The 13,320-nt window shown below is 65.0% G+C and carries 10 protein-coding genes; 7 read left to right on the top strand and 3 right to left on the bottom strand.

The genetic code is table 11. The features are described from left to right. The first annotated feature begins 21 nt into the window (after window positions 1-21). The 4 genes from AC1Q7H_RS08030 to AC1Q7H_RS08015 all read left to right on the top strand — a co-directional run bounded on the left by AC1Q7H_RS08030 (window position 22) and on the right by AC1Q7H_RS08015 (window position 3,979). Window positions 22-966 (top strand): SphA family protein, encoded by a 945-nt coding sequence (locus AC1Q7H_RS08030; protein ID WP_249221143.1) that lies wholly within the window; start codon window positions 22-24, stop codon window positions 964-966. 213 nt (window positions 967-1,179) lie between these two features. Then, window positions 1,180-2,415 carry an adenylate/guanylate cyclase domain-containing protein gene (locus AC1Q7H_RS08025; RefSeq protein WP_492377909.1) on the top strand — a complete coding sequence of 412 codons (1,236 nt, stop codon included), beginning with the start codon at window positions 1,180-1,182 and terminating at the stop codon, window positions 2,413-2,415. 341 nt (window positions 2,416-2,756) lie between these two features. After that, on the top strand, window positions 2,757-3,446 hold the full coding sequence (locus AC1Q7H_RS08020; RefSeq protein ID WP_153956963.1) for an ArsR/SmtB family transcription factor: 690 nt from the start codon (window positions 2,757-2,759) through the stop codon (window positions 3,444-3,446). Window positions 3,447-3,472: 26 nt separating this feature from the next. Further along, entirely contained in the window at window positions 3,473-3,979 is a 507-nt protein-coding gene (locus tag AC1Q7H_RS08015) for a DUF6630 family protein (RefSeq protein ID WP_211979484.1), read from the top strand. A 29-nt stretch (window positions 3,980-4,008) separates the two neighbouring features. Here the strand turns inward: AC1Q7H_RS08015 and AC1Q7H_RS08010 are convergent, their stop codons facing one another. Both AC1Q7H_RS08010 and AC1Q7H_RS08005 read right to left on the bottom strand, forming a co-directional pair. Further along, window positions 4,009-4,941: a LysR family transcriptional regulator gene (locus tag AC1Q7H_RS08010; RefSeq protein ID WP_013953995.1), complete on the bottom strand. Its 933-nt coding sequence runs from the start codon at window positions 4,939-4,941 to the stop codon at window positions 4,009-4,011. Window positions 4,942-5,087: 146 nt separating this feature from the next. Then, window positions 5,088-6,764, bottom strand: coding sequence for a phospholipase D family protein (locus AC1Q7H_RS08005; RefSeq protein WP_041228748.1), 1,677 nt, complete (start codon window positions 6,762-6,764; stop codon window positions 5,088-5,090). A 409-nt stretch (window positions 6,765-7,173) separates the two neighbouring features. Between AC1Q7H_RS08005 and AC1Q7H_RS08000 the strand changes: the two genes are divergently transcribed. Both AC1Q7H_RS08000 and AC1Q7H_RS07995 read left to right on the top strand, forming a co-directional pair. Then, window positions 7,174-8,709 carry an amino acid permease gene (locus AC1Q7H_RS08000; protein ID WP_153956961.1) on the top strand — a complete coding sequence of 512 codons (1,536 nt, stop codon included), beginning with the start codon at window positions 7,174-7,176 and terminating at the stop codon, window positions 8,707-8,709. A gap of 70 nt (window positions 8,710-8,779) precedes the next feature. Next, complete coding sequence (locus AC1Q7H_RS07995; protein WP_492381106.1) at window positions 8,780-10,456, top strand: amidohydrolase; 1,677 nt, start codon at window positions 8,780-8,782, stop codon at window positions 10,454-10,456. 102 nt (window positions 10,457-10,558) lie between these two features. Here AC1Q7H_RS07995 and AC1Q7H_RS07990 read toward each other — a convergent pair whose 3' ends face one another. Then, window positions 10,559-10,789, bottom strand: coding sequence for a type II toxin-antitoxin system RelB/DinJ family antitoxin (locus AC1Q7H_RS07990; protein ID WP_153956959.1), 231 nt, complete (start codon window positions 10,787-10,789; stop codon window positions 10,559-10,561). A gap of 228 nt (window positions 10,790-11,017) precedes the next feature. Here AC1Q7H_RS07990 and AC1Q7H_RS07985 point away from each other — a divergent pair, with 228 nt between their 5' ends. Then, entirely contained in the window at window positions 11,018-13,180 is a 2,163-nt protein-coding gene (locus AC1Q7H_RS07985; protein ID WP_211979487.1) for a TonB-dependent siderophore receptor, read from the top strand. Window positions 13,181-13,320: the final 140 nt, after the last annotated feature.

The raw sequence follows: 13,320 nt of genomic DNA, 5'->3' as shown, positions 1-13,320 counted from the left end.
CACAAAAAGGAGGAGAACGAAGTGAAGAAACGAGCAATCTCGGCCGTACTGGCCGGTTCGCTTGCGCTAGTCGGCAATCAGGCGCTCGCAAAGGAGGGCGCAGACCAGTATCCCAATGGAGCTGAAAGCTGGATGTCGGGAGCATTGCCCCCGCCCGGCACCTATCTCCTCAACTACACCGGCTATTACGGCGGTAAGCTCAAAGACGGCAACGGCGACAACGCAAACATCGCCGGCAATCCTGCAAAGGTTGACGCCTGGTTCGACGCGTTGCGGGTGGTGAAGGTCACCAACATCACGCTTCTTGGCGCGAGCTGGGGCATGCAGGCCATCGTTCCGCTCGTCTACCAGTCCATGAATTTGCCCCAGATGGGCGGCCGTCGCAACGCCACCGGCTTGGGTGACATCACGATCGACCCGATAGTGCTCGGCTGGCATGGTGCGAACTGGCATGTCACGACGGGTCTGGACATCTACGCGCCCACGGGCCGCTACGACCAGAATGATCCCAGGGCCAGCATCGGCGCGAACTACTGGGCCTTCGAGCCAGTTGCGGCATTCACCTGGCTGAACCAGAGTGGCTGGGAAATCTCTGCCAAGTTCATGTACAACATTAAGGGGAAGAACAAGGACTCCAACTTCGGCGGCATGACAGGAAGCTACCAGTCCGGACAGGAATTGCACGTCGATTACGCCCTGGGCAAGCACATCGGCCCGTGGACTGTCGGCTTGAGCGGGTACTACCTGAAACAGGTCACGGACGACAAGTTCAATGGCGCCGTGGTGCCAGAAGTGCCTGGGGTGTGGAGCCGTGGCCGTCGCGGCGAGGTGCTGGCTATCGGCCCCAGCGTCTCCTACACCAACGCCAAGGGAACTAGTTTCATCACCCAATGGCAGCATGAAGCGTATGCCAGGAACCGGTTTGGCGGCGACAAATTCTGGGTCAAGGTGGTCACCGCTTTCTGACGGAATGGGCCCGCGAGGCCCTGTGCTGTGCTTCTGTAGCCATGCGAGAAGACGGCGCTGATTTTCGCCTCGGTGCGAACGGCAACGTGGCCTGCCGGTCAGGGCGTGCCGCGCCGTTGCAGATATGCTCCAATAGCAAAAGCCCTGCCGTCGAAAGCCAGCCCGTCAGGCTGACTCCTGTATGAATTTGCGGCGGAGCGGAAGAGGTGAAGCATGGCCCTTATTAGCCGCCAGCTGTTCTCGGCCAGCCCGCAAATTCAGGTGCGAGATGTAACGCTTTCCGCACACGACGACTTCCAAACCCAGCGAGCCAAGCTTGCAAGCATCATGCTGGACGCAATGTACCAGTTCGTCGGCCTGCTAGACGTCGACGGCAAGATGCTCGAGATCAATCGCGCAGCGCTCGAGGGAATCGGCATTCAAATGGATGACATTCGCGGAATGCCATTCTGGGAGGCCAGATGGTGGGTCATCTCTCCGGAGACCCAGCGCGTCTTGCGAGAGCTGATCCGGCGCGCAGGCCAAGGCGAGTTCGTCCGCGGTGACTTCGAGGTATACGGCCAAAAGATGGGCGAGGAGACGATCATTGTCGACTTCTCGCTATTACCTATTAGAGATTCGGATGGCGAGGTGGTGTTCCTGCTGCCTGAAGGGCGCAACATCACGGAAAAGAAGCGCACCGAAGCAGCGCTTGCGCGGAAAAACGAGGAGCTTCAAGCCAGCTGGGATCTAATCTGCCGTCAGCGCGATGAACTTCAGAGTCTTTACGATCGACTCATGGTCGAACAGACGCTTTCGGAGCGGCTGCTTTTGAACCTGCTGCCCTCTCCGATAGCTGAACGACTGAAAGCACGTCCGGAAATCGTAGCCAACAGCATTCCTGAAGTCATAGCCGACAGCTTCCCGGAAGTGACGGTCTTGTTTGCGGACATCGTGGCATTCACCCGTTTCTCGGTGGGCATGAGCGCCGAGCGCCTGGTCGCAGTGCTCAATGAGATCTTCACCGAATTCGACACAATCGCGGATCGTCGCGGACTTGAGAAGATCAAGACAATCGGGGACGCTTACATGGCAGCAGCTGGGCTACCGGAACCAGTTTCTGACCATGCTGTCCGCGCTGCCGACATGGCACTGGACATGATAGACGCGCTCAGACTGTTCAATCGACGCACCGGCTATAACCTCCGAATGCGAATTGGCATCAATAGTGGATCGGTCGTGGCCGGCGTTATCGGTAAGCGCAAGTTCATTTACGACTTATGGGGCGATGCCGTCAACACTGCCAGTCGGATGGAATCCCATAGTCTGGCTGGACGGATTCAAGTTACCGACGCAACTCGCAATCGATTGGGAGAATCCTTTCAGTTCGAAGAACGCGGCATCATCGTGGCAAAGGGGGTCGGTGCAGTGCATACCTGGTTCCTGACTGGCCGCCGCGAGGCGCTATAGCGATAGTTGTTTCCCCCTGACCAGATCCCCCGAGCCATCTTCGCTTCCACGTTTTTCGACTGCGCGTCACGACGCTGCAAGCCCCGCATTTATCAGCAGCTGTTGCAGATCACTATTCCGGCTAATGGCAGCCACTATTTCACCGAAGGCCGGCCATTCAATTGGCTCTCGTCGCATCCCTTATCTCCCCACTCCGGAGCCTCTTCGAAGTCTGGCTCGGCGGCGCAGAACAATCGTGTTAAGTCCAGACATGTCGCCAAGCCTGACTCAGCGAATGTCCGAGGTCAACGACCCGCCCATCTCCTATACTCCGCATGACACATTTCATCCGGAGCCAAACCATGGATTACACGCCCGGCATCAGCCACCTCGCCGGTCTGCTCGCCGATCCCGGCCGCGCGGCCATGCTGTGGGCCCTGATGGACGGCAGCGCCCGGCCCGCCGGCGAGCTGGCGCTGATCGCGGGGCTGTCGGCCTCTTCCACCAGCGGCCACCTGGCCCGGCTGACCGAAGGCGGGCTGCTGGTGGCCGAGACGCGCGGGCGCAACCGCTACTACCGCCTGGCCGCGCCGGAGATCGGCGTGGCGATCGAGGCGCTGGCTTCGGCGTCGCTGGCCAGCCAGCCGCCGCGGCTGCGCGACGTGCCGGTATCGCGCACCGCTCCACCGGCGCTGCGCCAGGCGCGTACGTGCTATGACCACCTTGCGGGAGAACTCGCGGTGGGCCTGTTCGAGCGGATGACGCATTCAGGCTGGCTGATGCTGGACGGACAGCGCGTAGACCTGAGCGGCGACGGCGCGCAGGCGCTGGCAGGGTTGGGCGTGGATGTGGAGGCCGCCCGGCGCAAGCGGCGCCAGTTTGCCTGCACCTGCCCGGACTGGAGTGAGCGCAAGCCGCATCTGGGCGGCGCGCTCGGCGCGGCGCTGTTGGGCAGCCTGCTGGCGCGCGGCTGGGTCGAGCCTACGCGCACCTCGCGCGCGTTGCGCGTGACACCGGCCGGCCAACGCGAGATCATGCGCATCGCGGCCTAGAAGACCGCAGCAACAGGAGAAAGTAGATGGCCAGACCACTGGACGACGACACGCAGGACGCGATTGCGCGTTTCTTCGCCCTGATCAACCTTGGCGACAGCGCGCAGACCTCGGCGCAGCTGTCGATGTTTGAAGATGCCCTGCTCGATGCCGAGGACGATGACACCGATGGCCAGGAACTGCTGTGGGTGATCCGCGAGGTCATCGACTGGCAGTCCGGGTTCTTTGTCGACTGGAAGGATGCCCAGTCCTTTATCGGCTGCCTGAACCAGCTGTGCGAACGGATCGACCTGGAGATCAACTGGGGCAGCGATGACCCCGAGGAAGAAGCCTTCCTGGAGACCACCAGCGTGCCCGAACTGATGGAGCTGGCGCACAACCAGTTGCGCGTGGCCGGCTATACGCTGTGGAACTGGGATACGGGCGGCGATGCCTACGGCGGCTGGATCACGCGCAGCGAGGATGATGAGGAGATGCTGGATCTTGCCGAAGTGCTGCACTTTGATGTGCGGCCGGCCGAGCAGCCTTATTGACCGATGCCTGCGAGCGGAGGCCGCGGCAGCTAAGCGTTCTCCCTCCGCTTGCCGGCCGGGCGCCGCGCCTCCGGCACCCCCAGCGTCTGCTCCAGCACGTCCAGCAGCAGCCGCACGCTGGCCGGCATGAGCTTGCGCGCCGGCATCAGCACGTAGACCTTCAGCGGCGATGAGGCATAGCCCGGCAGCACGCGCACCAGTTGCCCCTGTCCGACCGCATCCTGCACGAAGCGCGGCGACAGCCGCGTCACGCCCAGCCCGTCGAGCGCCGCCTTGAGCCGCAGCTCGGCGTTATGGGTGCAGATGCGCGGCTCGACATCCAGGCGTGCAATCTCCACGCCGTCGCGCAGGAACTCCCAGTGCCGGTCGTCGGCGTTGCCCAGCGTCGGCCAGCCCTGCAGGTCCTGCGGCGTGCGCGGCAGCCCGCGCGCCTTGATCAGTGCCGGCGCGGCATAGAAAGCGCGTTCAATCAGCACCACGCGCTTGCTGGCGAACGAGGTGTCGTGCAGCGCGGTGTCGGTCATCACGAACGCAAGGTCGTAGCCGTGCCGGATCAGGTCGGGCTGGTCCCAGCTGACATCGACTTGCACGCGCAGGCCCGGGTGGGCGCGCAGCACGCGCGTCAGGCTTTCGGACAAATGCTGGGAGCCGACTTCATAAGGGGTGGAGATGCGCAGCAGGCCGCTGACTTCGGCGCTGTCCGAGGTGGCCTCGGCACTGATGTCATGGAGTTCGGCGAACAGCGGCGCCACGCGCTCATACAGGCGCTGGCCGCGTTCGGTCACGCGCACGCGGCGCGTGGTGCGCTCGAACAGGCGGATGCCAAGCTGGCTTTCCAGCCGCGCCACCGCGGCGCTGGCGGAAGATTTGGGTACCTCGGCCAGCTCGGCTCCCTGGGTGAAGCCGCCGCCTTCCACCACGCGGCAAAAAATCTCCCAGTCCTTCCATTCGATTGTCTTCATGCGGCGCCTCGTCATTGCGGTGCGCCGCGATTGTCCCACAGCGCGAACAATGGCGCTGTGGGCGGCGACCCTAAATCGAACAGGATCACCGAACGCACCAGCTTGCCGCGGCGCAGTTCGTCGAAGGCATTGTTGATGCGCGCCAGCTACAGTTCTTCCTTGATCGGGAGCACGCGCAGCACGCCGATGCCCAGATGCTGCAGCGGGCCCATGCCGGGTTCGCTGTCGTAGACCATGAGCTGCCCCTTCTCGCGCGTGGTCCAGGTCAGGCGCCGGTTGCCGCCGTCGCCATCGGTCTGCATCCCGACGCGGTAGGTCATGTCGAGCAGCGCGTTCTCGGTGGACTTGATCATGCGCTCGGCCAGCGCGGGGCTGTCCAGCACGATGCCCATCTCGGTATTGAGCTTGGCCGAGCGCGGGTCCATGTTGAGCGAGCCGATGAATACCAGGCGCCGGTCGACGATGTAGTTCTTGGCGTGCAGGCTGGCGCGGCTGGACGACAGCCAAGAGCGCGAGCGTGAACCGCGCGCGGCCTTGCCGCTGCTTGCCAGTTCGGCGTAGGCGCTGGGCTTGAGCTCGTACAGCTCTACGCCCGCGGCCACCAGGGCCAGCCGGTGCGGGGCGTAGCCGGCATGCACCGGGCTGACATCGGTGGCGGCAAACGAGTTGGTCAGGATGCGCACGCGGATGCCGCGCTTTGCCAGCGCGATAAGCCAGGCCTCGCCGTCGTCGTCCGGCACGAAGTACGGCGAGATCAGCAGCACTTCCTTCTGCGCGCCGTTGATCATTTTCTCGAGCCGGGCGGTGGCGTAGCCGGGATCGTCATCGGTCTGGTGCGTGATCTTGGCGGCCGAATCGGAGACCACGACTGCGTTGCCGCTGTAAGCAGGCATATGGCCGCTCTCGATGCTCTTGGCCAGGCCCGACTCCAGCAATTCCTTCACGTAGGGACTGGCGATGGCCTGGTCGCCGCGTGCCTCCAAACCTTTGCGCAGGCTGCGCATCTCAACCGGCGCTTCCTTGCCTGCCGGGATCAGCGCCACCACCGGATATGAGGACTGGTCGTTCCAGTATTCGTCGAACACGGCCGACACCTGCGGCACCGCCGGTCCGGCAATCAGCACATCGAGGTCGCTGAAGTCCATGTCGGTGCGCGCGGAGAAGTAGGCATCGCCGATATTGCGCCCTCCCACCAGCGACATCTGGTTGTCCACCGTCATCGACTTGTTGTGCATGCGCCGGTCCAGCCGCTTGAAGCCGGCCAGCATTTCCAGCCAGCGCACGCTGCGGTTGGCAAAGGGATTGAACAGGCGCACTTCGATATTGGGATGCGAATCGATGGCCGACAGGATCTGGTCCATGCCGCCGGTATGCAGGTCGTCGAGCAGCATGCGCACGCGCACGCCGCGGTCGGCCGCGTCGAGGATGTCGCCCAGCACGGCGGCGCCGGTGCCGGTGGTCTCGAAGATATAGGTCTGCAGGTCCAGGCTGCGCTGCGCCGCACGCGCCATCGCCAGCCGCGCAGCGAGCGCGTCGGGCCCGGACGACAGCGGATAGAACAGCGACTCGCCGGGGCGCTGCGCCAGGCGCGGCGCCAGCACCTTGCCCAGCGGGGTATCGGCGGTACTGGCCGGAGCGCTCGAGGGGGTGCGCTGCGCCGAGGCCGGCAGGCTGGCGCACCCTGCCAGCACCCCGGCCGCCAGCGCGGACACCAGCATCAGCGCCGTCATCCGGCGCAGGCCCCGGCAGCGGCTGGCGCCCGCATGCCCCGCGGCACTGAGTGGCCGGGCATCGAACGGGACATGGCAGAGCGTCTGGAACATCCGTGAGGTCCCCCTGCGGCGGGATGGGATGGGGCTGGCTCCGCGCACCGGCCGGCATGCAGCGCCTGCTACTTCGCACGATATACCGTGCGCCGTGGCCGCAACAGCGGTGCCATTCCTGTTCCACGCCGGGTGTTTGTCCTACACCTCATGGACAAACAAGGCACCACGCGGCGAATGCCGCACATATGACGGCGCACGGCCCGCGCAGCGGCTTTCCCTGCACAGCGATTTCTCTTATGATGCCGCCCAATATACCGGCCGGTAGAACCGGGAGGTGGCACTGGCGGCGGGCCGCCGGGACCCATGCGGCTGGCGCTTTGGCGCAGCTTGCCGCCTCTTGGCGATGCCGGCATAGTTGCGCCCCCTTCGCGCCTTTAGTCCTGACGCGCGCCCAGACCGGATCCTGATGTCAAGCCAACCTTCCCAGCCCATCTCTTCCGGCGCCCCCGCGCCGACGCTGCGCCGCACCCTGCGGGCACGCCATCTCACCATGATCGCCATCGGCGGCTCGATCGGCACGGGGCTGTTCGTGGCCTCGGGTGCCACCATCGCGCAGGCCGGCCCCGGCGGCGCGCTGGCCGCCTATATCCTGATCGGAGCGATGGTCTATTTCCTGATGACCAGCCTTGGCGAGCTGGCGGCCTACATGCCGGTGTCGGGCTCGTTCGCCACCTATGGCGCGCGCTATGTCGATGAAGGCTTCGGCTTCGCGCTCGGCTGGAACTACTGGTACAACTGGGCGGTGACCATCGCGGTGGAGCTGGCCGCGGCCCAGCTGGTGATGCAGTACTGGTTCCCCGACACGCCCGGCGTGCTGTGGAGCGCGCTCTTCCTGGGCCTGATGTTCCTGCTCAACGCGATCTCGGTGCGCGGCTTCGGCGAGGCCGAGTACTGGTGCGCGCTGGTCAAGGTGGTGACAGTGATCGCCTTTATCGGCATCGGCACGCTGATGATCTTCGGCATCCTGCGCGGCGATGTATCGGCCACGCACGGGCTGGCCAACCTGACCATCGGGGATGCGCCCTTTGTCGGCGGCCTGCCGGCGCTGATCGGCGTGGCCATAATCGCCGGCTTCTCGTTCCAGGGCACCGAGCTGATCGGTGTCGCCGCCGGCGAATCGGCCGATCCCGCCACAAACATCCCGCGCGCGGTGCGCCAGGTGTTCTGGCGCATCCTGCTGTTCTATGTGCTGGCGATCCTGATCATCGGCATCCTGGTCCCCTACACCGACCCGAACCTGCTCAAGAACGACGTGCAGACCGTGGGCGTAAGCCCGTTCACGCTGGTGTTCCGCCATGCGGGCCTGGCCTTTGCGGCAGGCGTGATGAACGCGGTGATCCTGACCGCGGTGCTGTCGGCCGGTAACTCGGGCATGTATGCCTCCACCCGCATGCTGTACAACCTGGCCACCGAAGGCCGCGCGCCGCGCATTTTTGCGCAGCTGACGCGCAACGGGGTGCCGCTGATGGCGCTGCTGGCCACCACCGCGGTGGGCGCGCTGTGCTTCCTCACCTCGCTGTTCGAAAGCCGGTCGGTCTACCTGTGGCTGCTGAACCTGTCCGGCATGACCGGATTTATCGCCTGGCTGGGCATTGCGGTCAGCCATTACCGCTTCCGCAAGGGCTTTGTCGCGCAGGGGCTGGACCTGGACCGGCTGCCTTACCGCTCGCCGTTCTTCCCCTACGGGCCGGTCTTCGCATTTGCGCTGTGCCTGATCGTCACGTTGGGCCAGAACTACCAGGCCTTCACCAGCGGCAAGATCGACTGGGTCAGCGTGGCCGCCACCTATATCGGCATCCCGATCTTCCTCCTGATCTGGCTGGGCTACCGCATTGCGCGCAAGACGCGCTTCGTGTCCTATGCCGAGATGCATTTCCCCGCCCTGCCGGCCAGACGCGATGCCGCCCCGGCGCGCGCCGCCGTACCGGCAACCGGTGAATAAGCGCCATTCCCGGGCGCTCACAAGCAGCAGTACATAAAAGCAAGAAAGCACAACAACAAGGAGCATCGCTTTGAAGAGAGCAATCCGCATGAGCATGCTGGCGCTTGGCGCCGGCATGGCACTGAGCCTGTCCGCGCATGCCGCGCCGACACTGGTGGAATCGGTGCAGGGCTACACCCTGAAGCAGGACAAGATCACCAGCTTCACCGGCCTGGTGTTCGACCAGGGCAAGGTGCTGGCCACCGGCGACGCCGCCGCGCTGCGCGCGCAGTACCCCGATGCCAGACGCATCGACGGCCAGGGCAAGACCCTGCTGCCGGGCCTGATCGACGCCCACGGCCATGTGTTCCGCCTGGGCTTCAAGACCACCGAGATCTCGCTGTCCGGCACCAGGACCCTGGCCGAGGCGCAAGGCATGATCCGCGCCTACGGCGACAAGAACCCGCAGCGCAAGTGGCTGCTGGGCTATGGCTGGAACCAGGTGAACTGGAAGCTGGGCCGCTTCCCGACAGCGGCCGAGCTGGACGCGGCGGTGTCGGACCGCCCGGTGCGGCTGGTGCGCGTGGACGGCCACGCCGCGTGGCTCAACACCAAGGCGCTGCAGGCCGCCGGCATCACCCGCGACACCAGGGACCCGGCCGGCGGGCGAATCGAGCGCGACGCCGACGGCAACCCCACCGGCGTGCTGGTCGACAAGGCCATGGCGCTGGTCAACAGCGTGATCCCGCCGTACAGCGACGACGACCGCCGCGCCACACTGGCCGCCTCGCTGGCGCACATGAACGCGCTCGGCCTGACCGCCGCGGGCGACGCCGGCGTGACCGTTGCCGAAGACAAGATCTACCGCGAGTTCGCCGACCAGGGCAAGCTGACCACGCGCATCTATGGCATGATCCGCGACACCGGCGACGACTTCAAGGCGCTTTCGGCCAAGGGGCCGCTGGTGGGCTATGGCAACGACCGCTACTACCTGCGCGCGGTCAAGCTGTACGGCGACGGCGCCCTGGGCAGCCGCGGCGCCGCGCTGATGGCGCCGTATTCGGACGACCACGTGCACAGCGGCCTGCTCTTCATGAGCGACGCAGCCATGCAGGCCGCCGTCAAGACCGCGATCAAGTCCGGCTACCAGGTCAATATCCACGCCATCGGCGATGCCACCAACCACCAGGTGCTGGATGCCATGGAAGCGGCCTACAAGGATGTGGGCGGGCGCCAGTTGCGCAACCGCGTCGAGCACGCGCAGGTGATCGCGCTGCCGGACATCCCGCGCTTCAAGACGCTGGACCTGATCGCCTCGATGCAGCCCACGCACGCCACCAGCGACATGAACATGGCCGAGGACCGCGTCGGCAAGGACCGCATCAAGGGCGCTTATGCCTGGCAGACGCTGCTCAAGCAAGGCACCGTGATCGCGGGCGGCTCGGACTTCCCGGTGGAATCGGCCAACCCGTTCTACGGCCTGCACGCCGCGGTGACCCGCACCGACCATGAGGGCCGCCCGATCCGCGGCTGGCATCCGGAAGAGGCCATGACCCTGCCGCAGGCATTCCGCGCCTTCACGCTGGATGCGGCCTATGCCGAGCACCAGGAGAAGACGCTGGGCTCGCTCGAAGCCGGCAAGTGGGCCGACTTCATCCTGGTCGACCAGGATCTGTTCAAGGCCAAGCCTGCCGACATCTGGAAGACCCAGGTGCTGGAGACCTGGGTGGCGGGTGAGCGGGTGTACGTGAAGGACGGCAAGCGCTGAGCGTTTCCCTGACATCCCGCGCGCACGCGGCGAATTTCACCAGCTAGCCATGGCTAGCACTCCTCTCTCCCGCACGCGGGAGAGAGGAGCTAACTGACCGCATCAGTCGCCTGCACGACAGAGATCGGCCCTTAGATCGTCCAGCGACTCGAACCTGCGCAACCCGCCGGCCCGCGCTTCCCTCAGCGCACCAATAGTCGCCGCATTTGGCGTCATCAACGCCAAAGGAAGTGCCTTGTCTGTCGCTATGCGCTTCAGCAGCATGCGCACTGCATCGGACACCGGCAGGCCCATTGCTTCCAGCACGGCAGAAGCCTCTTCCTTGGTTCGCAGGTCAATCGGACACGAATGTTCGACATGACCATGGCAGGCTCCAGCAATCGATAGGGGAGCAGGGAGGCTAGCGCGAACCGGCTACGCCAGCCACCGTTGCTTTCATCGCAACACCCCCTCCCACACCTTGACCACCGCAACGAGCGTAGGCATCATTCGGCTTTTCGCAAATGCGAATAAGTCGCATTTGTATTTACATACAGGCCCGCCTGCCTCCTGTTGTCCCTCATGAGCCGCCAAGTCATTCGCGCCGCGCGCCTGCGCGCACCCAAACCCTGCCACCTCGCCGCGCTGGCACAACTGGCCGTCCTGGCCGGCTTTCCGGCAACCGCCGCGCTGGCACAGCAAGCCGCGGCGCCAGCGGATGCGCAATCACTACCTGCAGTGACCGTCAGCGCCTCGGCGGTCGACGATTTCGGCCTGCAGCTTGAGAAAAAGGCCTGCACCGGCGCGCTGGGCTCGCGCACGCAGCTCGACACCCCGTACTCCACCACCATCGTCACCGGCGAAGACCTGGCCGACCGCCAGGTGGCCAAGCTGGGCGATGTGTTTGCGATGGATGCGTCGGTCAGCGACAACGGCAATGGCTACAACAGCTGGTCCAGCTACCTGAGCGTGCGCGGCCTGCAGATCGACTGGCAGAACGGCTTCAAGATCAACGGGCTGCCGTTCGTGGCCTACGGCATCACGCTGCCCTACGAGCACATGGAGCAGGTGGAACTGCTCAAGGGGCTGCCGGGCTTCATGTACGGCTTTGCCACCCCGGGCGGCATCGTCAACTACGTCACCAAGAAGCCGACCGACACCTTCACCGCCTCGTTCGAACTGGGCTACCGCGCCGCCAATGTCTGGAGCGAGCACGTCGACCTGGGCGGGCGCGCCGGCCCGAGCAATATGTTCGGCTACCGCCTGAACGTGACGCACGAGGAAGGCACGCCCTACAACGCGCGCAATATCCAGCGCGACAGCGTCTCGCTGGGCCTGGATGCGCGCCTGACCAGGGACCTGACGTGGACCTTCGACTCGATCTACCAGGACCGCCGCGCCACTGGCCAGATGCCGTCGTTCAGCCTGTGGAGCTACGGCGACACGGCCCTGCCGGCCGCGGTGTCCGGCCGCATCCGCAACTTCGCCGGTGCCGACCAGCACCTGAACACCAACCTGCAGCTGTACAGCACCGGCCTGCGCTACCAGATCAATCCGGACTGGGCGGTCAGCACCAAGTACAGCTTCACCAAGGTCAACCGCAGCCGCAACGAAAGCACCTACAACCTGCTGAACCAGGCCGGCGACTACAACGACCAGCGCTACGACACCGCGCAGAACCAGCAGGTGGGGCAATGGCAGGCGATGCTGGAAGGCAAGTTCCGCACCGGGCCGTTCGGGCACCAGTTGGTAGCGGGCCTGTCGTGGCAGAAGCAGATCGACCGCTATGACAACAACGGCTTCGGCGCCGTCATCGGCACCGGCAACATCTTCGAGCCCAATACCAACACGTACTACAGCTCGACCGCCTTCAACAAGGTGCGCAACAGCGACATTACGCAGAAGTCGGTGTTCGCCAGCGACACCGTGCAGCTGAGCGAGCGCTGGTCGGTGCTGGCCGGCCTGCGCGTGACCAACTTCGAGCAGAACGGCTACGTGCCGGTGACCTCCAGCTACAGCAAGAACGGCGTGGTCACGCCCACGCTGGCGCTGATGTTCAAGCCGGTGCCCACGGCCACGGTCTACGCCAGCTACGTGGAAGCGCTGGAGCCCGGCTCGATCGTGCCGGATGGCTACACCAATGCACGCCAGTTGCTCAGCCCGATCCGCAGCAAGCAGTATGAAATCGGCGTCAAGGCCGACCAGGCCGCCTGGAGCGCCACCGCCGCCGCCTTCCGCATCGAGCGCGGCGCCGAGTACGACAACATCAACGGCGGCGTGCCGACGCGCCAGCAGGACGGCACCTCGATCTACCAGGGGCTGGAGCTGGCTGGCGTGTACCGGCTGGGCTCGCAGTGGGAATTCGGCGCGAGCGCGATGTACCTGGACTCGTACTACGACAAGGGCATGGCCAACAACGGCAAGCGCGTCGCCGGTGCGCCTGACCTGGTGCTGGCCGGACGCATCAGCTACCGCGTGCCGTTCGTACCGGGCCTGCGCCTTGGTGTCGATGGCAAGTACACCGGCAATACCAAGCTGAACGCGGGCAATACGCTGGAGGCCGGCGGCTACACGGTGTTCAATCTCGGCGCGAGCTACAACACCCGCGTCGCCGGCAAGGACCTGACGCTGCGCGCCGCGCTGAACAACGTGACCAACAAGCGCTACTGGGGCTTCCAGTATGAGAACTACATCCAGCCGGCCGATCCGCGCAGCGTGAGCCTGACGGCCAGGATTGCGTATTGAGGTTCACCCGAACGCAACGATGCCTCGCAGAACCCCGCTCTCCGGAGCGGGGTTCTTTTTTGGGTGCGCCCGGCAGGGCGCACTGACTTGGGGGTGGGAGTCCCCTACACGCCCGGCAAGGGGAAGTGTTAGCCAGAGAC

The organism is Cupriavidus sp. GW823-FHT06D04 (assembly GCF_058795055.1).
The sequence above is the reverse complement of the archived record's forward strand: the minus strand, read 5'-3'. Positions and strand labels throughout refer to the sequence as shown.